The sequence below is a fragment of the Fictibacillus sp. 26RED30 genome, assembly GCF_015903845.1.
Classification (GTDB): Bacteria; Bacillota; Bacilli; order Bacillales; family Fictibacillaceae; genus Fictibacillus; species Fictibacillus phosphorivorans.
In genome coordinates this window covers 1,401,874-1,424,665 of record NZ_JACZDV010000001.1, presented here as the reverse complement: position 1 = coordinate 1,424,665, position 22,792 = coordinate 1,401,874, and the positions used below count along the sequence as shown (strand labels likewise).

The window sequence follows — 22,792 nt, the reverse complement described above, 5'->3', positions numbered from 1 at the left end:
AGGAAAGTCAAACACTTTTTTTCAAATTATTCTGAACAGATTCTTTATCGTTTTTTAACAACCATTCAGAAGTAGATCTTATGAGAAGATCAAAATGCTTAATGGAAGAATACGTATGATTTGCGCCTTCGATTAGTTCCATAGATTTTGACCCGCCTTTAACCTTCTTTGATTCTTTATAATAGACCGAACAGTAATCTGAAGGAATTACTGGGTCACCCGTTCCATGAATAAATAATGCGCTTCCTCTAAACTTTTTGATAGCTTCTAATGGGGAGAAAGCTTGAAGAGAAAGTAAAAATTCTTCCGTTATGGCATATCCTAAATGATCAATTACAGGATGCTCACCATTGTAACCAACGATTTCTTTGATATCAGCAAAGGGATTCCCTACAGCGGACCAAGTGATCACATTATTAATTCTTTCATCATCCGCTGCCGTGCAAACCGCAACAGCCCCACCTAAACTATGTCCGATTAGTGTTATGGCATGCTCATTAATACATGTCAGTTTGCTTCCAAATGAAATTGCTTCTTTCGTCTGATCAATAAAACAAGCAAACTCATTATCTCCATATTCCCCTTCACTCTCACCGCAGCCAGCATAATCAAACCTCAGTACAGCAAACCCATGTTTAACAAGTGCTTGAGCTGTTTTTACAAACAGACGGTCTACTCCAATTCGTGTACTCGTAAAACCGTGGCAAATGATGATCAAAGGGAACTTCTTTTCACCTTCAACGCTCCATTTAGGAAAATGAATAGTGTAAGCCAATTTTCTCCCTTTCCACGATATACAATCCGACGTAACCATATCACCCACTCCTTTTTTCTCTATTGAAATTCACTTATCAAGCATCATAGACGAAAAAAAACCGTGTTCACTTAGAGAACACGGTTCCATACTTAAAATCCGTTCGTTCTCTCATCTCTCAGCAAAACTGCTGTTAGATTTAGCACCGTTTCGGTCAAAACAAAGTTCATCCGATGGTTGCCGGGCTTCATAGGGCTAATTCCCTCCACCTGCTCTTAATAAGAGTTTGGTTATTAATTTAATGATAATCATAGGCTAATTGTTAATGGTTGTCAATGTTATATACCATAACGGCACATTCAACCTTACAGAATATATTTATGTACCTAGGAAATGCTAAACAAATGTAGTAGTTTCACGACGTAATAACGAACGGGTGATATCAATGATATTTTTTAAGAAGAAAAAGAAAAAACAACAAGAATCAAATAGCGTTTCTACAAAAGATTCATTGACATTCCCAGAGCTTATGAAAAAGCTAACGGCTTCCGCTGACTTTTCTACCGTTAAGCAATCATCACTCAGCACATTTTATATCTCTTATTATAAAACCCTTGTAAATCCTGAATTTGTTCATCGTGATTTATTACCGTATATAACAGAAATCCCTCTTAAAAACTTAGACGATATTCAGAAGCATCTACCGTTAGATGGAATGGTCAAAACGAATGATGTTCATGACATCGCGAACAAAGTAACAGCAGGCTTCATTCTCATTCAAATGAACAAAGACGACCCTGAAGGTTTGCTCGTTCCGAGTCTATCAACTGAAAACAGACAGATCTCGATTCCTGAAACTGAATTTAGCGTTGTTGGCCCAAAGGAAGCATTCGTTGAATCATTAGATACCAACCTAAATTTAATTCGCAAACGACTTCCCATTCCAGAATTTACAGTAAAAGAAGTTAGGGTTGGAAAACTTTCAAAAACGAGAGTAGCAATTATCTACATCGACGGAATCGCTGATGAAGAAAATGTGAATACCGCTATTCAGCGTGTTAACGATATCGAATACGACCATGTCGTAGATAGTTCTTATATCAATCAAATGATTTCAGACAACGAGAACTCTCCTTTTCCACAGCTCATCGATACAGAACGACCAGATCGAGTGGCGAGTGTTCTATCTGAAGGAAAAGTGGCGATTATGGCTGACGGATCACCACATGCATTGACTGGTCCAACAACGATCGTAGAGTTCTTTTCGGCATTTGAAGATTATTTTCTCAATTGGACGCTCGCTTCTGTTATTCGATTGATCAGATTGATGGCGGTTATGTTCTCTGTGTTATCTTCGCCGCTTTATGTAGCTGTTTTAACGTTTCATTATGAGATGATTCCAGAAAACCTTCTAGCTACACTTGTGGCTTCACGTAACGATATTCCGTTCCCGCCTATATTAGAAGCTATCGTACTAGAGCTTTCGATTGAATTACTTCGTGAAGCTGGTGCGAGATTACCATCTAAAGTCGGCCAAACGATCGGTATCGTTGGAGGTATCGTTATCGGAACGGCAGCGGTTCAAGCTGGTTTAACAAGTAACGTTCTGTTGATTATTGTAGCTCTAGCCGCACTCGCTTCTTTTACAACACCTGTGTATCAGATGAGTAACACGATTCGATTACTTCGCTTTCCTTTTTTATTATTTGCACAGTTCTTAGGTCTACTTGGTGTTGCGATCTGTTTTGCATTTATTGTTTCACATCTATTAAAGCTTACTTCTCTCGGAAGACCTTACATCGCACCCCTATATCCACTTCGTGCAAATGACTTAAAAGATGCACTAATACGAATGCCGTTCAGTATGCAAAATAGCCGTCCGTCTTTATTAAGACCACAAGATAAGGCAAGAATGAATAAAAAACGCGCAACAGCAAAGCATGACATAGAGGACTAAAAAATGAGGGGTATGTATGTCTCAGATCAGTGTAAACAAACAGATATCACCTTACATGGCTTTTTATATGGTTACAACGATGCAGATTGGAGTAGGTATTCTGGGGTTCGAGCGTTATATCGCTAAATCAGCAGGACATGATGCATGGATTTCTGTAATCATTGGAGGTCTTTCATTTAATGTGTTGATCTGGATGATCTATCGTCTCCTTACGAAAGAGAACGCTGATATAATTGGCGTACATAGAAACTTATTCGGTAGATGGATCGGCGGTGCGTTAAGCTTTCTTCTCTTGATTTATTTTAGTTCAACGATTCTAACAGTACTTAGGACGTATATTGAAGTGATTCAAATCTGGGTGTTTCCTGAGCTGAATACGGCTGTTATAGCCATCATCCTCTTAGGATTAGCTTATTCGTATGTTATTGGAGGAATCCGCGTTGTCGCAGGATTATCCGTACTAGGCTTTTTTATCACCCTCCCTCTATTTTTATTAAAATATTACGCACTTAAAAACGCACACTATACAAATCTTTTACCTATTTTAGATCATTCATTTAGCGACCTCATGGCTGCTACTAAAGGAGTTACTCTTGATTATTTAGGATTCGAGCTCATACTGTTGTATTTACCTTTTTTAAAACAACCTGAAAAATCACAAAAGTGGGCTCACTTAGGAAATCTATTTACCATGTTCACTTACCTCATTACTGTATTCGTATCTTTTGTCTATTTTAATCAAGAACAACTTCAACATACGATTTGGGCGACACTAACACTATGGAAAATTGTAGACCTCCCATTCGCCCAGCGATTCGAATATGCCGGTATCGCTCTTTGGCTTTTCGTCGTTCTTCCTAACATCTGTATAGGTTTGTGGTCTGTAAGCCGCGGAATTCATCGTTTATATAAGATCAAACAAAAAAGTGCGCTGCGCACAATGCTTTTCGTTATTTTCATATGTTGCATCTTAGTCGTTGATCGCCAACAAGTAGACATACTAAATACGAAAGTTTCTCAAGTTGGTTTTTATATTCTCTATGCTTATATACCGTTTTTATTTGTGATCCAGCTGATTTCAGGAAAAGTGAGGAAAACAAAAAATGGCTAAAAAGAAGCTTCTCATTATCTTCACATTAATGCTATTAACTGGCTGCTTTCCAAGCAAAAAAATCCTAGAAGATGTTCAACTCGTATCAGCAGTTGGATATGATTATAAATCGAATAACCAAGTAGAGTTGAACGGGATGGTAGCCATTCCACAGCGAGGAGAAGATGTTCCTCCAATTTCTCAAGTGTTTACAGCAACTACGAATACGAGCAAGATGGCAAGAGCTCTAGAACAAGCTGAATCTCCAAAACCATTTGAGATCGGTCGCTTAGAAATTGCTCTATATAACGACCGATTAGCTGAAAAAGGCATATATGATCTAGTTGACACACTTCAGCGTGATCCTTCCTTAGGTCGAGACCTATATTTAGCAGTCGTTAAAGGAAGTACGAAAACATTGTTAAAAGAGCAGTATCCGCTTAGTGAAACGCCATCTAAGTATTTGCTCCAGCTTCTAAATCAAAATATGAACGCGAACATACCAAAGTCAAATCTACATGATTTTTTGTATACGTATTACGGAAAAGGCATGGATCCCAACTTGCCACTCTTGGAAATGCAGGGGGATCGAATACGAGTAAAAGGTACAGCCCTCTTAAAAGACGACAAAATGGTCGGGCAACTGAAGCTCGAAGATTCCTTTCTCTTAAAGCTGCTGATGGAACCTTTTGAAAAAGGCATCTATGAAGTGAAATTTAAAAACGATCAATTCTTTACGATTCAAAATTTGTCATCTAAAGTAGAATATCGTTTTAAAGACGTGAAACGATCTCCATCCGTAGACATTTTCGTTAAAATAAAAGGACGCGTAAGTGAAGCGCCGAAGATTCCTGTAAGCGATCCGTCACTCATCGAACAACTAGAAAGAGCAACCGAGAAAGCAATGGATAGGCGAACCAACAAGATTGTAGATAAACTTCAAAAATTGAATGTAGATACGATCGGTTTAGGCGATTTAGCGAGGAGCAGAACAAGAGGATTTGATTTTAAACGGTGGGATGAACAGTACCCTGACATTCCGATCAACGTTAAGGTGAAGGTGGAAATTACTCAGGCAGGGATTACAGAGTAACGTTGTTAATGTTATCGTTCATTTCTTGAGTGGGGAAATGGCTGTTTTTATCGAAAATCGTTTAAAAAATTTTATCCGTGAATATATAGTGTTTATCCGTGAATATATTGGCGTTTACCGTGAAATTATTTCCAATTACCGTGGATATATGATTGACAACTATCAAAGTGTTTTTATCGTGTGCACATTTCTTGCTGATGTCTGCTTCATATGGACATCACGATATAAAATAAAAAGCTTTTATTCAACATATTAGTTTAGTTGAATAAAAGCTTTTTTTAATTAATCAATATTAACTCCCTGCTCCTGCTCCTGCAGAAGATTGGTTGCGTTTCTCGATCGCGTTGACTCCCATTACAACAACGATTAGCTCTTCTGTTAATAAAGCATCTGAGTTGTTTTTCAACTCATAAGCAGGAGCTTGGAAAAATCCATTCACTTTTTTGAAAATCGCAACTTCCATCTTATTTTCATCTAAGATGGTATATTCTTTTGAAAAAGCGGGAGCTTCAATTTCATATGTATGGCCATTCGTAATATACCGAAAACGTTTGGAGAAGAATGCAAATACAGATTTTACCACACCTAATTCCTTACCGCCCGATTGCTTAACGACCCACTTTCCTGATAATAAAAGAAAGCTACCTTCAACGATTACCCTTCCAGATTCATTCTCGATACTCACGCCTGAAGAAAAGACGCTTTTTAGATCGAGAACTCCTCGTTTCTGTTGCTCTGCATTGTAAATATCCGTTCTGCCTGACGAGAAAAAGGTATCTTTAAAATACACACATCTTTACATAACAGCCACCCCGCTTCAATATCGATCTTATTTTTGTTGTTCCTCTAACTGCTGAAGTCGTTTTTCAATTTTCTTTCGCTTTTCTATTTCTTGAAACACAAAAATGAAGGCTGTTGCAGCCATTAAAAAAGTTAACCATTCCATCTTGATCACCTCTTAATCTTAAGTAGTTCTTTAATCCTTATTTCATAAGCGCGATTTACAAATTCGGGCTTGATCGCATACATTTTAATCACTTCTTTGATCTCTTCTGGTCGGTAGAACTCATTTCGGTTGTAGGCTAGTGAAGGATAGCCTGATCCACGCTGAAGATAATCTGAAGATGCAACGGAATACCATCTTTCTTTCTCTATTGGTTCACCGCCAATCCTCATTTCGACCACTTTCAATCCATCATAAACCACTTTTGCACCTGAAATATGCAGTCTCCCTATATACTTCCCTCTGAAGCCAGGCCCTCTTCCATCTAATAAGCAGTGTTGAACATCAAGTGATTGTTGAATGGCTTCCAATATGTATTTACCTTGAATCTCGAAGGAAGTTGGATTTAAGGGAGATGGACAGATCTCAATCAAATTTTTATAAGAAACGTAAGAAAAGATTCCTGCGTTAACAATGCCACTGTTTATCAAGCCTATATCAGTATTCAGCATGTCTTTTAAACCATCTGCGATAATGTTTGTGATCGGATTCTCACCGATCACATCGTGCCATAACGGTTCATCAATCGTATATAATGGTTTTCCTAGGATCTCGATTGCTGTTTCTTTATTTCTCTTAAGAATAGTTACAATTTCTTCATCTGGCTTGGAATCTTTTGTGCTATATACGGCAGATTGTAAGAGGGTTTTATGTGATTTCTTCACTTCAATTTCTAATACACCAATATGTTCACCAAAGTTTCCAGCACTTACGATGAATGTGTCATTAACAACCTTCGCTTCTTGATAGAGAACATGATCATGTGAGGACACGATTACATCAATGCCAGAAATCTCTTTTGCTAGATCCATATCCGCTACCGTTCCGACATGATTCAGAAGGATGCACAGATCGTACTTTCCTCGATTACGCTCCAACTCTTCTGCAATGGCGATGATATAGTTTTCACTATGAAACCCTAATCCTTCATTAAAAGCACCTAAGTCAGGTGATGCGCCAGTTACGAAAATTCGAAGTCCATTTTTAGAAAGGACTACACTCGAACGAACACCAGGAATCGTAGTCTCGTCTTTTCTAAATAGGTTGTTGCTGAGAAACGGAACGGAACTTTGAACAGCCATATGTTCTAACGTCTCTACCCCATTAAACATTTCATTGTTGCCGATCGTTAATGCATCATAGCCAACTGCATCTAGAAGTTCGACCGCGGCCATTCCTCTTGTTCCTTGTAGTTCAATACTTTTAAAATCTGCAAAATCACCTGCATCAACTAGTATAGTGTTTTCGTCTTTATGTTGATTAATTAACGTTGCTGCTTTCGCAAAGTTATCAAAATGACTGTGAAGATCGTTCGTATGTATGATTTTTAATTTCATAAATCCCCCAAAATTATATAAGATTACCTTTACAAATAATGGTATCATAAAATAAAAAGTAAATGTTCAAAAAATACGGAGGAATTGAATGTCATATCAAGATAACGATTTAAAGATTCGCCCGATTACTAACGAAGACCTTCCAAGACTTTGGGAACTGATATATAAAGACAAAGCACCTGAATGGAAAAAATGGGACGCTCCATATTTTGAGCACAAGCAAATTCCTTTTGATGAATTTATGTGGAACAAAGATCACTATGTCAATCACGATCAGCGCTGGGCGATTGAAGTGGCTGGTGAGTTGATCGGAACAGTGAGTTACTATTGGGAACACGAGCCCTCCCACTGGTTAGAGATGGGCATCGGTATCTACAATCCTATCTATTGGAGCGGTGGATATGGAACAAGAGCTATTATTCTGTGGATCAATCATCTGTTTAACTCGCTACCACTCGTCCGTGTTGGTTACACAACATGGTCAGGAAATGAGCGTATGATTAAAGTTGGCGAAAAGCTTGGCATGAAAATGGAAGGCAGAATGAGAAAGTGTCGCTATTATAACGGAGAATATTATGACTCGATTCGGATGGGAATTCTGCGAGAAGAGTGGGAGTCAACCACATTAGGAGGATAAGAGCATGGAGATTCTATTAGCGCTATCAAGTTGTTTCATTTTATTTTTCGTGATTTATCTAGCCGTGAGGACTGCAATTAATGACTCCAAAAATCTTACTTTAATAAGAAATGAGCTGTCTACAATAAAAAAGGAGTTAGAATCGTTACGCAAGCACGCTGCAAACCATGAGGAGGGACAAAATTTTTGGCAAAATGGAAAACCATAACATCAGATTATATCTACAAAACGCCGTTTGGTCATTTAAGAAATGACAGTTGTGAACTGCCTAACGGGCAGAAAATCGATAACTATTATGTTCATGAGTATCCAAATTGGGTAAATGCATTTGTGCTAACTAAAAATAAACAGATCGTACTTGTAGAACAATACCGTCATCCAGGTAAAGATTTCTTTTTAGAAGTTCCAGCTGGAAAAGTCGAACAAGGTGAATCCTTTGAGGAAGGCATTATCAGAGAGGTTCAAGAGGAAACAGGTTTTACTTCTCTTAACAAACCAATTGTACTTGGAGAATTCATGGTGAACCCTGCTACCCAAACCAACAAGGTTATAACATTTCTAATCTTGGATGCTTTCCAGTCTTCTTCTCAAAACTTAGATAAAAATGAAGATTTAACGCTTAAGCTGATCCCTTTTCATGAGATGGAAGGATTAATAGAAGAAAAAAAAATTACACAGTTGTTTACAATAAGTGCTTATTTTTTAGCAAAGAATTACCTTTCCAAAGAAAAACTAGCTTAGTAATATTACATCTAAGCTAGTCCTCTTTTCTTTATTCAACCTTCATTTTTACAGCACGTGTTGCAACGAAACTTTTAATATAGGTATCAATTGGTCTTCTTCCACCAAAGTCATCTTCATATAATCCAGTAATCACAAAACCTGCATCAATCTGTCCTTGTATTTGATCCTCTAAGGTATGCCCGAATTCTATCGTATCATCAGACATAAGATAGTCAGACTTCTCTTTCTCAGTCATAGAATCGAGCGTTGAATATGGAATCCTGTTACATACGACTAGATTTCCCTTTTGATCTTCTTCATCATCAAAAATAAACAACAATGGATTTGTAAAACCCGATATGAGTACCCCTCTATCTTTTAACACACGTGATGCTTCTTTCCATACAGGAGAAATATCCTCTACAAATACATTTGCCACTGGATGAACGATCAAGTCAAACTCCCCTTCACTAAACATGGAGAGATCACACATATCTCCTTGGATTGCCGTCAGACTCAAATTATTTGCTTTTGCTACCATCTCATCATTTTCTAACTGTTTCTTTGAGATATCCATTACAGTAACGTCTGCACCTGCGGCAGCTAACACGGGGCCTTGTTGTCCGCCTCCAGAAGCGAGACAGAGAACCTTTAGTCCTTTCAACGATTCCGGAAACCAACGTCTAGGAACTGGTTTTTCTGTTGTAACGGTAATACGCCAATCTCCTAACTTACTTCTGTCAATTATGTCCTTAGATACAGCCTTCGTATAGCTCACACCATCTTCAACTTTTTTGTCCCAAGCTTTGCTATTGTGTTTCACGGTATTCATCTTTAAATCTCCTACTCTCTGTATAGTCATAGTAAACATTCCATAATAAGGTATTAAACTCCTTCATTAGACATAAATGAACAGCCGTCTAATGGCAAAAAAAAGAGCCTATAAAATTAATGGCTCTTTTTGGAGTACTATTTAAAAACTTGGAAAAAAGAAGCACTTGAAATGGAAATTAACCGATTTCAAGTACATAAATAATCCTAAATCTTTTCTTGTAACACTGTAGCATCTATATGCGAAAAGTCCGCTAAGGTAGGTTCTTTCGTATCAAGTTTAAGAGAACGGGCTGTAAAAGCATGAACTTTCTTCAACAAATCAGGATTGTTCATTAATCGCTGACCATAAGAAGGAATCATCTCTTTGATCTTTGGTTCCCATTTACCAATCTCTTGCGGGAAGCATTTGTTTAATACCTCTAACATAACGTGAACAGCTGTTGAAGCTCCAGGTGATGCGCCGAGTAATGCAGCGATCGAACCATCAGCTGCCGTAATAACTTCCGTACCAAACTGAAGCGTTCCCTTACCACCAGTTTCAGTATCTTTAATTACCTGAACACGTTGCCCTGCTACGACGAGATCCCAATCTTCACTCTTAGCAGTTGGGATGAACTCTCTTAGTTCTTCCATACGCTGTTCTTTTGACAATAATACTTGTTGAATCAAGTATTTGGTTAATGACATTTCTTTAGCACCAGCTGCCAACATAGTCAACACGTTATTTGGTTTTACTGAAGTCACTAAATCGAGCATCGACCCTGTTTTTAAAAATTTTGGTGAAAAGCCAGCAAACGGTCCAAAAAGCAAAGATTTTTTATTGTCGATATACCTTGTATCAAGGTGAGGAACAGACATCGGTGGAGCACCGACTTTAGCTTTTCCGTAAACTTTCGCGTGTTGCTGCTCAATCACATCTGGATTTTTACATACCATAAAGATTCCGCTTACCGGAAATCCACCGATATGCTTTCCTTCAGGAATACCGGATTTTTGGAGCAAATGAAGGCTTCCACCACCACCGCCGATAAACACAAACTTCGCTGTATGGCGTTCAATTGAACCTGTGTTATGATTTTTCACCTTCAGTTCCCATAAGTCATCGGGCGTACGCTTCAGGTTTTCTACACTGTGTTTGTATTTAACATCTACATTCTTATTTTGAAGATGACTAAATAACATACGAGTAAGAGAACCAAAATTAACATCCGTTCCTGTATCAATCTTTGTAGCAGCGATACTTTCGTCTAACGAACGTCCTTCCATGATTAGTGGAATCCATTCCATCAATTTCTCTGGAGAATCCGAGAATTCCATCCCTTGAAAAAGAGGATTCTCTGTTAGCGCTTCCATTCGTTTCTTTAAAAACTGAACGTTATTTTTACCTTGAACCATACTCATATGTGGCAATGGCATGATGAAGTCTTCTGGATTATGAATCAACTTTTGATCAACAAGGTAGGACCAAAACTGCATTGACACTTGAAACTGTTCATTAATTTCAATAGCTTTCGATATATCGATAGATCCATCCGGTTTTTCCGATGTGTAATTTAGTTCACAAAGTGCAGCATGCCCAGTCCCAGCATTGTTCCACTCGTTTGAACTTTCCTCTCCTGCTTTATCAAGTTTCTCAAATACTTTAATTTTCATTTCTGGAGCTATTTCTTTTAAGATCGTTCCTAATGTAGCACTCATGATTCCAGCGCCAATTAAAAGGACGTCTGTGTTCGTTTCTCTGTTGCTCATCATTATCAACCTTTTCACCTAAAATTTACAGAAAAAAGCCATCGTCTCATGTATAAGAAGAGACAACTTGGTTACTGCTTTTCCTGTTTCCATGAAAACCATATCAACTAGTATTGCTAAAATTCAAGTCTTTAATATCTTTATTATATGATAATTATAAATTATTTGAAAGCCGATAAATAGTGATAATTATATGAATAGTGTGCCCAAACTCTCTAACCATCAGAGTTTATATGGGATTTCAGGAAAATTTTTAACAGTAGATCACTTACTAATATATGTAACTTTAACTTTTTCGCATATCAAAAAACGCCTGAATTACTTCATCAGGCGCTCACGCTTAAAATGATTTAAGTAAAGAGTAAATCACTGTTTTTCAATCCTATTTCACTATCCTTTTCTAGACTTCGGTTCGTTCGAGTTATTAGTACACTTCTGTAATGAGCGGCTCGATGGAGTTTCCCTTTTAGGGATGTGGAGGTACTTTCAATAGGTAGATCCATTCCGTTTGAAAAAATGACTCTAACCTTTTTTCGGTCAATGGATACAATATCATCAATGTGTGGCTGTGAGAGCCAGATGCAGGAGTCTTTTCGTGGTGATTTCGTGGGAAAGAAGAATATATCAAGTTTCGTGTCAATCATGATCGGAGGGAAGCACATCCTTCCTAATATGATCTGTGTTGCATCTTTCTTGCCATCGTATGTACTTCCATAATAAGGACAGGAATCTTTGATGATTCGAAAAGGCTTTTTCTCTACAAGAAAGACAGCATCTTCTTCATAAATTTCTGCGCATACCCTTCCCCATTGATTAATAAATGGATGAATAGCAATGGTCCTATTCGTAATTAAATACTTTTCCACTTTCTCGTGCACAATTCTACGCTTCATTCAATACCTCCTCAATATTTTAATCCCCATGGAAATGAAAGACAGTACAAATGCCCCTAGTATTTATACTGCATAGTAATATTTTACCATTTAAATATGTAACTATCTATATATTTAGCGAATTTTGTCAAAATATTTTGTTAATTTATACACAGGGGTTGCATGATTGATGAATTCATCTATTTTAACTGAAGAGGTTAAAAAAAAGGAACTCCACAAAAGGAAGTTCCCTTCAAAAACAATTTCATGTTGATAACTTACTTTATATTATCTCAATCGATAAATCGGATTAAATCAATACAGGAAAGATCAAAAGTGATAAACCTTCTGATAGTTCCTTCTTGTACCTCTGCCTCATAAGAAAATGTAGCACAATTATTGTTTGAATCAATACGCACTAAAGTAAATAGTGTTGGTGATGTTAAGCTGTCTAAAGATAACGGTTTACCTCCGATTAAAATTAAGAATTGTGCTTCACCAAACGGAGGAACCGGATTTGGAGTCGTTGAAATAAGTGAAATTGGAATAAGTAGTTCTTCCCCCTCTCGCACATTTACAGCCACCGAAAACGGTTCAAACCCGTTTGCAACAACACGCAGTTCATAAGAGCCAGAAGGAATGCCTGTTATTGAAAATACTCCTGCATCATTAGAGATTACTTCCCTAACCAAAACCCCTCTTAGATCAAACAACTGTATGACCGCTCCACTAACTGGCCGACCTGTTCGACGATCAGATACTTGACCCGAAATATCTCCATCCCCTCCAGGACTTAAAGCAAAGTCAACACCTGTTAAACGCTCTCCCTCTGCAAGGGAAATAATAAGTGTTTCTTGCTGAAACCCTTGGGCATCCACTGTTATTACAAATCTTCCTGAACCAAGATTACTAATGAAATACGTTCCATCATTACCCGTTCTCGCACTTCCTGCAAGAGCACCATTTTCATCAAATACATTTATTTCAGCATTTGGTAATGGTCCATTTCCTAAAATGATGACTGTACCCGTTATTGAAGAAGCTTGACGTTGACCAGGTAATGCAAAATTCTGCTCAACAGTTGTATTAACAGGCAGTACCGATAGTCTGCTATCTGTACCATATCCTAATGCAGATGCTCGTAACGTATAAGAGCCATTACTCAATCCAGGAATCGTGTAAAAACCGTCGATGTTTGTTAAGGCTACCGCTACCGGGCGTCCATTAACTGCTAAAGCATTAACTTCAGCATTTAGTAAACTTCCTTCAACTGGACCGCTTATTTGATCAAATGTTTCTACAATCGCCCCTACAATCGGCTGTCCTGTACCTGCATCCGTAACAAAGCCGGTAAACAAACTTGGGACTGCAACTAAATTAAAGTTCACAACGCTTTGAACATTGGGAACAGCCGTAAAATCCAGTACGCTGCTTCTATAATCTGCATTGATGGCAGCAAGGCTAAAATCACCTGGTAAAAGACCTTCTATTAAATAATTTCCATCATTGTCTGTCTGTACCTCTGCAATCACAACACCGTTATTGTCCGCTAAACGAAGCAAGGTATTAACGAGAGGCTGTGAATCGCCAGCATTTCGAACCGTTCCTCTAACACTTGAAGTAACAGCTGCCAATTGAAGATCTGCGAAAGTCGTGTCTCCAGGGATAACCGAAATTTCAGCAGAGTCGTTTCCAAACCCTTGTTTAGTAGAAATAATCGTGTAGTTTCCGTTTCTCACTTGGCTAAAACGATATCTACCTTGTTCGTCAGTAAGCGTTGAGGCAACGACTGGACCTGACGGACTTATTAAACGAAGTTCAACACTAGCTCTAGCTATAAAAGAACCTGACCCTTCATTTGTAACGAAACCTTCTACACTGCCCGGTTCAAAAGCTAATGGTAAATTCGTAATCGTAGTCTCATTCGCTACAATAAAAACACTTAGTGAACGCTGTTCAAAACCGCGTGCACTCACGATCATTGTATAAATCCCAGGCCTCAAGTCCAAAACTCTATAAGCACCATCTGACTGCGTTAGAACAGTAGTAACAACGGCTCGAGTGGCATCCAGGATTTGCACCACTGCCCCAGCAATTGAAACACCATTGAAATCGGAGATCGTTCCTAATAGTTTACCTGTATCCAAAGTAAGAGCCAGAGTGACCTCTGTAGTGGTACCATTCACAATAATTCCGCCTTGTGAAAGACTTCCATAGCCCCCCTTGATAGTTGAAATAACTATCGTGCCTTCTTCCAAGTTCTGCTGAATAAATACACCGTTTTGGTCAGTTATACCCGAAGTAATAGGTATACCTGTTTCGTTAAAAATGTTCGTTATAACTCCTGATATCGGATTGTTAGTTGCAGCATCAATGACCCTAATGGTAACCGTACCTCCAAGAGCAATAAGTTGGAGATCAAGAGAAACCTCTTCTCCTCCATTAATTGTTACAGCAAAAGTAGCTGCATTATAACCTTCAGCTGTAACAGTAACAAAATAATTACCTTCAGGAACTTCTGGAATAACATAGGTTCCGTTTGATTGTGCTAGTACGGTAGTTACTAAACTGTTATTGAGATCAAAAAAATTAATTTTAATACTTTGTTGAGTGATGAGATTCCCATCCTCATCTGTAACCGTTCCAAAAATGCTGCCATAAAGACTTGATAAAAATAGATTCGTAGTTGTTACTATGTTACTGCTCACAACTGCTCCAACTGACGATACAGCGTATCCTGAGAGATTTGCAGTCACTTGGTAAGAGTTTGGCTTCAGACTTCTAAAGCTAAAGCTACCATTCTGTTCAGTAACGGTAGATGCGATAATAATATTGTTTAACAGGACGTTCATTACAACCCCTGGTAAACTAATTCCACTTTCATCAGTAACGATTCCTGTTATAGCTCCAGGTTCAGGGATCAGATTTATTGAAACGTTTAGTGTCTCCCCTGGTGTAATGGTTATCCCTTCTGTTTCACTTTGGAAGTCAAGTGCCACAATCGTTAAGGCATATGTTCCAACAGGTAGATTTCCAATAAAGAACGTCCCATCATCATTTGAGACAGCAAATCCGACAACCGTTCCATTCACATCGATAACCTTAATACTTGCTCCACCTATTACACCATTTGGACCATTAACTGTACCTGTTAATACCCCTGGATTAGATAGTAAGAAGCCATCAACTGTAGTTGTTTCATTCGCTTGAATCGTTGCTCCAGCTGAAAACGTATTATAGTTAGGTGTTGTCATGGATACGGTATATTGCCCTGGAGAAAGTCCGTTAATCACATACACACCTGCATTATTTGTAACTGCTCTGCCAGCAGGCTGAACACTCGTTCCAAAAAACAACTGAACGATCGCTCCAACGTTCAATATACCTGTTTCTTGATCTATTATTGTTCCAGTTAGAATTCCTGGAAGTGCAGTGAGCTCAATATCAACAATTTGTGTTTGACCAGGATCCACCGAAAAGCCAACTGTATTCGTTTCATAATCCGGATTAGAAGTTCCTAACGAATAGATGCCTGATACAAAATTCTCGATTAAATACATTCCTTGATCATCTGTTTGAACTTCTGCTAGTTCTGCACCCGTTTCATCAATTAATCTAATAACCGTATTGATAAGTGGAATGACAACGTCTTGAGCCGATATAGTAGTTGACAAACTCTCATTTTGAATGATCCTTGCAGAAATGGTGCCTCGAACATTCGAGAGACTTGGTGTAAGAGCAAAGTTCTGAAATGTTGTTAAGCCATTTTCAATAAGAACAGAGCCTGTCACGGTTCCAAAATTTTCTTTTGTAATGGTTAAAGTGAAAGTTCCTACTGTTATTAATCCAGAGCTATAATTACCATTACTATCTGTTAAAAGCGTATTGATTACAGGACCGAATGGTGAAATTGCCCTAATCTCAATAGAAGCTCCAATTAATGGATCACCTGTTGCTGAATTTGTAACGTTACCTGAGATGATTCCACCTTCTGGAATAAGGATAATATCCACAACAGTTTCTTGGTCGGGTAAAACAACACCACTGCCAATTCCTATTCCCGTTCCATTTCCTTTAGCAGTTACCGTATACTGGCCTTCAACCAAATTATCAACCTCGTAAGAGCCATTTCCATTCGTAATAACCGTTGAAATGGGTGTGTTTTTTCGATCTAATATCTGAACGGTGGTATTGCCAAGCGGTGTACCATTGGGATTTTTTATCGTTCCAATGATTGTGCCAGGATCCGGCTGCAGGTTAAGGGTTACATTTGATAGAGACAAAGAATTGATTATGACTCCAATGGACGCTGCACCATATCCATTTGCTATTGCACGAATATTTAGTGGACCAGTTTGGAGGTTACCTAGTCTAAAAAATCCGTTCTGGTCTGTTGTAATCGTTGCAACAAGAATGCCACTCACATCAGATACTTCAATGAAACTTCCTGATATCGGTAAACCTGTTACAACATCTTGAATAACGCCCTCCAAAGCACCACGATCTTCTGTAAGCGGGACTAATAGATTTGTTGTTTCCCCGTTCACTACGCTTGCACCTATTGTTGCTGTTTGATATCCGTCTGCTATTACGTTCACTTGATACGTTCCTGCTGATAAGTTCTGAAATGCAAAGCTTCCATCTGAGAGAGCGATCAGCGTCTGCAGCAATACACCACCATCATTGAGAAGTCGAATAGAGATTGTTCTATCTGAAATCGGATTTCCCGATTGATCAGTAACAGTTCCAGCAATCGATCCTCCTACTTCCGACAATTCAAAAGATACCGCAGAAGTTTGATTCGGTAGTACAATAACTCCGATTTGATCCTGTATATAATAAGGTGAACTTGCAATAACGGTATACGTTCCAGGTGACAGAAGGATGGATGTAAAGCTACCCGCAGTGTCTGAATTGGTTGATATAATTGGAATTCCTTCAGGTGTAAGAATAGAAATGAGGATGCCTGGTAATCCTCCTCCCGTTTCTGCACTTACTATTGTCCCAAAGATCAATCCTCCTACCGGGGTTAAGATCACATTTAGACCCGTCAGCTGCTCTCCCGGCTGCAACGAAACTCCGGCAGTCGATGATGAATAATTTTCTACTCCAGCAATTACTGTATAAGACCCTTCTGGCAAGTTTCCGATAACATAGTTTCCTTCAAAATCTGTGATTCCGTTTCCAATTTCACTATCATTTTCATCAACCACTCTTACACTAGCATTCGATAAAGGTATTCCATTACCATCAGTTACTGTTCCTGAAATCGATGCTGGATCAGGCACTAAAGCGACCTGTACATTAGTTGTAGCATTCGAAGTTACGATTACACCTGTAGAGCGAATACTATAGTTTAGCTGAAAAGCGTTTACCGTATATGATCTTGGTGCCACGCCTTCTATTAAGAAGTCCCCTGCTGCACCTGTCGTTCTTCTTGCTATTGGTGTAACACCACTTGGTGCATACACTTCTACCTGTGCACCAACGAGTGGCGCAAGAGTTTGTTCATCGAGAATCACCCCTGAAATTTGACCCGGTTCTGGAACTAAGCTGATATTAGCTGTTAGTGTCTCGCCTGGTCCGGCATTAATCGAAACTTGCCGTCTCTGGTAATCAGGGATAATAGCAGTAACTAGATATTGTCCTTCCGTAAAACCTAGTATTCTATAAAATCCGTTAGAGTCGGTGTTAACAACTCGAACAGTAAAACCGTACACATCTAAAAGCCTTACTGAAACATTAACTAACAGATCACCAGAATCTGAAGTGATCGTACCTTCAACTGTAGCTGGGAACGGTTCAAGTGCAAAATCAACGACTCTCGTATCGTTTGGAGGTACAAAAACTGAGGCACTCGATGATCCATAGCCGTCGTCAGTAAAAGCAACTATAGTATATGGGCCAGAATACACACCTTGCGTTACATAATTGCCTTGCTGATCCGTTACAGTATTCGCAATAACGGGGCCAGTTGGTGATAAATAACGGACTTGAACCATGACTTGAGAAATCGGAAGCCCTGTTACGGCGTCTGTGATGGTTCCCGAAACAGTCCCAGGTTCAGGCGTTAAAATAAAGCTCAAGGAAGTTGTTTCATCAGGTAAAACGGTAAATGTTGCACTCTGACTCGAATAACCATCAGCACTAACGATCGCACGATACGTGTCAGGTGACAGATCGGCAAATATAAATTGACCGAAACTATCCGAGACTCCTTTTCGATCTAGTGGCTTTCCTGAAGATGAAACGATAATGATGGCATTAGATAATGGATCTCCTGTTAACTGATTTGTGACATACCCTGTAACCGCTCCTGGGTTTTGAGTTAATGAAATCGCAATGTTAAACCCAGTGATCGGCACAGTAACCGTAATAATCTCATTTCCATAATTCACTGCATTAACATTTAACAGATAAATTCCCGGTGCAATCGAGTCGAACGTGAAAGTGCCATCGATACCTGGATACTGCTTTGCCACAAACATGCCTGTATTATTTGTTAAAGTAACAGAAACGGCAGTACCACTGATCGGATTTCCAGTTGCAGAATCTGCTATGGATCCTGTTAGTGTTGTAAGAATTTGCGATAATGGTATTGTAGTAATGCTTACTGCACTGCTATTAACGATAACTGCTGTCATATTTGGAGAATAACCGTCTAATTCTGCACTTACAAAATATGTGCCAATCGACAGTTCAGGAATTTGAAACGTACCATCAGTGTGTGCAATTAAAGCTTGCAGCAATTCACCGCTAGCTCCAAACAATTTTAATTGAATATTGTCTCCAGACAGCGGATTCCCATCTTCGTCAGTCACTTGCCCTGAAATGCTTCCTACAGTACTTGTTAATCGAATATCAGCTCCCGCAGTCTCATCACTTTGGACGATCACACCTGTAATTTCTGTAGAGTAGTTTTGTGCAGATGAAGTAACAGCATAGGAACCAGGAACAAAATTCCGGAGTAAAAAGTTACCGAATTGATCAGTTGTTGAAAAACGAACCAAAATTCCAAGACTATCACGCACAAGTATAGCCGCACCTGGAATTGGTGCACCTGTTATTAAATCTGAAACCGTTCCAGAGATAGAACCACGGATCGTCACTAACTCAAAATTCAGCGCAGTGATGTCCTGACCTGGGGCGACCGCAACGTTCCCAGTCGCGTTTGCATAGCCCCCTGCTCGTATGACGACTGCATAAGAACCTGCGGGAATATTGCTGAGCGTGTAATTTCCATCAGCATCTGTTGTTCCATTTCCAATAGGTGTTTCATTTACATCGAGAAGAGAAACGGTACCGTTAGCTACCGGCGTACCAAGATCAGAAATTAACGTACCTGAAACAGTTCCAGGATTCGGTTGGATCGATAAAGAGATGTTCGTTGTTTGACCAGAAACCACAAAGGCTCCCGTACTTCCAACTGAATAATTTAGTGCAACAGCTTTTACAATATAGTTACCCGGAGCCAAACTCTGAAACAAAAAGTTTCCTTCCGGAGTAGCTGCAACTGTGTTTACGAACTGGTTATCCATTGTGTACAGCTGAAGCACAAGTCCTTCAGCGGCAGGAGCTACTATTCCTGTAATAGTCCCAGGATTAGGTTGAAGTTCAAAGTCAACAAACTTAGTTAATCCAGCGGGAACAACTACACCTATAATCCTAGTTTCATATCCTTCTGCAACTGCAGTAAGTGAATAAACTCCTCCAGGCAATCCAAGCGAAATGAACGTTCCATCCGCACTCGTTAAGGCTGAATCAACAAATGCTCCTAGTGTGTTGCTGATATTAATAGTTGCACCAACTACCGGCTGACCTGAAAGAGAATCGATTAATCTGCCCGTAACAAACCCCGGAGACGGAACAAGGCTAATCGTGATAGAAGAAACGTTTCCAGGTGATAACGTAACTGATGCAGAGGAAGTTTGGAAACTTTCTGCAGCAACGATGACTGTATATGTGCTCGGCATTAAATCTTCAACTATGAACACACCATCATTGTCTGAAAAAGTTGTATTTATGATAAGACCGTTAGCATCCAGCAGCTGCACTTCTACGGATGCACCTGCAAGAGGATCTCCAGTCTCACTATTAATAACCGTTCCCGAGATAGAAGAAGGATTTGGCATTAATGAGAAATTAACAACAGAAGTCACACCAGCTGTAATGATTGCTCCACTTAAGTTTGTTTGATAATCAATAATATTTGCTGTAACAACATAGCTTCCAGGGAGCAATTCACCAATCACATAATTTCCATTTGTATCTGTTACAACTCTAGAGATAAGCACATCAGAATCTGCATTTTTCACAAGTATGACTGCACCCGGAAGAATGTTTCCTTCGTTATCAAGTACATTTCCTGTAAGCAAACCAAAAATAGGCTGAAGTTCTGTGCTGATCGTTGTTGTTTCATTATCCTGAATAACAGCACCAAGCGTAACCGGTGAAAACCCGTCTGCTCCAACAATAACGGTATATCGATCTGGTGCTAACCCACTTATCGTATAATTTCCATTGCTGTCAGTAATGGTCTTCGCTACCACGATGTTATTGAGAACGACATCCACTGAAGCACCACTAATTGTACTTCCACCTGAAGAAACATCACCTGTTAGAACACCTGCTAGTCTTCTAAGTGTGACATCTACCGTTGTAGTTTGATCAGACTGAACATACGTACCGATCGTTTTTGTACCATGACCATCAGAAGAAAAGGTGATTACATACGTACCGGGAGCTAGAGAATCTACTGAGAATTGTCCGTTTACATCAGTTGTTACAGAGGCATCCGTAATTCCAGAGCTGTTTACAACTTTTAGACTTGCACCTGGAAGTGGAACACCGCTATCTTCATCAATGACTGTTCCGATGATTGAACCTGGATTTGCTAATAGATTCACATCTACTACCACAGTTTGACCGGCACTCACCGAGAAACCGACAACAAATGTTTGAAAAGCAGGTGCACTCACGCGTAATCTGTAAGAACCTGGTGCAAGACGATTTATTGTGTACTGTCCTGCCCCATTCGTCGTTGCGATTGCCACGGCGATCCCTGTACCGCTAAGAGCTTCAACTATTGCACCAGCTATAGGTCCTCCACTTCCTGTTATCGATCCACTTACCGTTCCAGGATTCGGCTGCAGTACAAAGTTTGCTATCGTTGTCTGATTAGATGGCACATTTTGCCCAATTGTTGCAGCCTGAAAATTATTAGCAGAGACCGTGAGTGTATAATGCCCTGGGATTACAGCTCCAAATGTGTAAGCTCCTGTTGGAGAAGTTGTTACACTTGCAATAACTGTACCAAGGTTATCTGATAACAAGACGGTCGCTCCACTAACAGCAGAACCTGCGTTTGAGGTAACCGTTCCTTGAAGAATTCCTGGAATAGCTACAAGGACAGGATTGATGACCGTTATCGTGCCAGATTGAATAACCACCGATTGCGCCAAGGTCGTGTAATTTGCTTTTGAGAATTCAATCGTATAAGTACCTGGTGCTATATTCGTAAGACTATACTTTCCGAATAGATCTGTTTGCGTAACGGCCACTTGTGTTTGACCCATTAAAAGTCTTACAGTTGCAGCATTTACTGGCTGAGCGTTTGAACTATCCAGTAACGTACCTGCAGCTCCACCTGTTGCTTGAACATTTACGGAAATAGAGGCAGAAGCAGGGGGCAGATCTCCTCCAGTAAAGCTATCTATACCTGTTGCCCGTACTGTATTAAGTGCTTTCGTTCCTGCTGTATAAAAGATTCCATTCTGTGCAAACTGAAGAGTCGCACTAGCGCCAGGAGCGATATTACCAACGGACCACGTAAGTGTTTTCGTTGAAGAGTTGTATGCTGTTGTCCCTTGCGAAACACTAAGAACTGAAAAGAGTGACACTACATCTAATGAAACAATATCAGTTACATTAATGATATTTGCAGCACTTTTTCCTGTATTCGTTAAGGTAATTCTTCCCGTCCACTCCCCAACCTGACCGGCTAAAGGTGATTGTGGTCCTGAAAGCAGTACTTTTGAAACCTGCAGGTTAGCTCGGACATTACCGGAATTTATTGTAACTGGATTGGAAAGTGCATTTTGAAATTGAAATTCCTCTGATTCACGTAAAGAGTCTTTATTGTAGTTGTTGTTATTTGAAGCAGTAAAAGCGACCATCCGTACAGAACTTAGAGCAGTAATACCGAGCAAGGAGAAAAATGTAGAAGCTGGAACTAGAAAATCGATAAAATAGTTTTGTGTATTATCCAATGTAGAGTCAGCCTGAACGACCCGTGCGACGTCAAAATTGATGATGGACCGAGAGTAGTTTGGATTCCCTTTACCATCCGTCCCTTCAGCAGGATCACTCCAAGAGTTCACTTGTTTAGTTGTGTTCTGAACCAAATTCACTCTTTTATTTAAACCATTAACTGCAAGAAGCCAGTCATAAGTCCCCGCTACGCCGGTCGTATTTAACAAAACACCCCATGCAAAGTTTGCAAAAGCGGTTTTGGCGCTATTTCTTGGATCTGATCGTACACGCATTCTAAAGTACACATTGATTTCATCATAAGCGAAGTAAAAGGAAGGAAAACTGGCACTCCCTACGATGTCTGTTCCTGCAGGAGAGATATCACGTATCACATCTGCATAAGGAACACCGCCTACAGTAATGGCAGTAAACTGACTATTTGTGGGAAAAGACATCCCAACACCTCCGGCAAAAAATTAACATCGATTTAAT

At 39.4% G+C, this 22,792-nt stretch carries 13 protein-coding genes and 1 riboswitch; of the genes, 6 read left to right on the top strand and 7 right to left on the bottom strand.

Going from position 1 to position 22,792, the window contains the following annotated elements:
- Nucleotides 1–7: 7 nt before the first annotated feature.
- Nucleotides 8–814, bottom strand: a complete 807-nt coding sequence (locus IHV11_RS07300; RefSeq protein WP_197194189.1) for an alpha/beta hydrolase — start codon at nt 812–814, stop codon at nt 8–10.
- 108 nt (nt 815–922) lie between these two features.
- Nucleotides 923–1,039, bottom strand: a riboswitch (SAM riboswitch).
- A gap of 160 nt (nt 1,040–1,199) precedes the next feature.
- Here IHV11_RS07300 and IHV11_RS07295 point away from each other — a divergent pair.
- The 3 genes from IHV11_RS07295 to IHV11_RS07285 are packed head-to-tail and all read left to right on the top strand — an operon-like array spanning nt 1,200 to nt 4,894.
- Nucleotides 1,200–2,711, top strand: a complete 1,512-nt coding sequence (locus IHV11_RS07295) for a spore germination protein (RefSeq protein ID WP_197194188.1) — start codon at nt 1,200–1,202, stop codon at nt 2,709–2,711.
- A 16-nt stretch (nt 2,712–2,727) separates the two neighbouring features.
- Nucleotides 2,728–3,822 (top strand): GerAB/ArcD/ProY family transporter, encoded by a 1,095-nt coding sequence (locus IHV11_RS07290; RefSeq protein ID WP_197194187.1) that lies wholly within the window; start codon nt 2,728–2,730, stop codon nt 3,820–3,822.
- Nucleotides 3,815–4,894, top strand: coding sequence for a Ger(x)C family spore germination protein (locus tag IHV11_RS07285; RefSeq protein WP_197194186.1), 1,080 nt, complete (start codon nt 3,815–3,817; stop codon nt 4,892–4,894). Before IHV11_RS07290 ends, IHV11_RS07285 begins: the two co-directional genes overlap by 8 nt.
- A gap of 292 nt (nt 4,895–5,186) precedes the next feature.
- Here the strand turns inward: IHV11_RS07285 and IHV11_RS07280 are convergent, their stop codons facing one another.
- Both IHV11_RS07280 and IHV11_RS07275 read right to left on the bottom strand, forming a co-directional pair.
- Nucleotides 5,187–5,684 (bottom strand): hypothetical protein, encoded by a 498-nt coding sequence (locus IHV11_RS07280; protein ID WP_197194185.1) that lies wholly within the window; start codon nt 5,682–5,684, stop codon nt 5,187–5,189.
- A 161-nt stretch (nt 5,685–5,845) separates the two neighbouring features.
- Nucleotides 5,846–7,234, bottom strand: coding sequence for a bifunctional metallophosphatase/5'-nucleotidase (locus IHV11_RS07275; protein ID WP_197194184.1), 1,389 nt, complete (start codon nt 7,232–7,234; stop codon nt 5,846–5,848).
- Nucleotides 7,235–7,322: 88 nt separating this feature from the next.
- Between IHV11_RS07275 and IHV11_RS07270 the strand changes: the two genes are divergently transcribed.
- From IHV11_RS07270 to IHV11_RS07260, 3 genes are read left to right on the top strand one after another with little or no spacing between them, the layout of a single operon-like run.
- Nucleotides 7,323–7,871 carry a GNAT family N-acetyltransferase gene (locus IHV11_RS07270; protein WP_197194183.1) on the top strand — a complete coding sequence of 183 codons (549 nt, stop codon included), beginning with the start codon at nt 7,323–7,325 and terminating at the stop codon, nt 7,869–7,871.
- A gap of 4 nt (nt 7,872–7,875) precedes the next feature.
- A complete protein-coding gene (locus IHV11_RS07265; protein ID WP_197194182.1) occupies nt 7,876–8,079 on the top strand; it encodes a hypothetical protein in 204 nt (67 codons plus the stop codon).
- A complete protein-coding gene (locus IHV11_RS07260; protein ID WP_197194181.1) occupies nt 8,058–8,612 on the top strand; it encodes an NUDIX hydrolase in 555 nt (184 codons plus the stop codon). Before IHV11_RS07265 ends, IHV11_RS07260 begins: the two co-directional genes overlap by 22 nt.
- A gap of 31 nt (nt 8,613–8,643) precedes the next feature.
- On the opposite strand, the gene IHV11_RS07255 is transcribed toward IHV11_RS07260, so the two are convergent.
- From IHV11_RS07255 to IHV11_RS07240, 4 genes are all read right to left on the bottom strand, one after another.
- Nucleotides 8,644–9,426, bottom strand: a complete 783-nt coding sequence (locus tag IHV11_RS07255) for a class I SAM-dependent methyltransferase (RefSeq protein ID WP_197194180.1) — start codon at nt 9,424–9,426, stop codon at nt 8,644–8,646.
- 206 nt (nt 9,427–9,632) lie between these two features.
- A complete protein-coding gene (locus tag IHV11_RS07250) occupies nt 9,633–11,177 on the bottom strand; it encodes a malate:quinone oxidoreductase (protein WP_197194941.1) in 1,545 nt (514 codons plus the stop codon).
- A 350-nt stretch (nt 11,178–11,527) separates the two neighbouring features.
- Nucleotides 11,528–12,070: a competence protein ComK gene (locus IHV11_RS07245; RefSeq protein WP_197194179.1), complete on the bottom strand. Its 543-nt coding sequence runs from the start codon at nt 12,068–12,070 to the stop codon at nt 11,528–11,530.
- A gap of 272 nt (nt 12,071–12,342) precedes the next feature.
- Complete coding sequence (locus IHV11_RS07240) at nt 12,343–22,755, bottom strand: carboxypeptidase regulatory-like domain-containing protein (RefSeq protein WP_197194178.1); 10,413 nt, start codon at nt 22,753–22,755, stop codon at nt 12,343–12,345.
- Between the last annotated feature and the right edge of the window lie 37 nt (nt 22,756–22,792).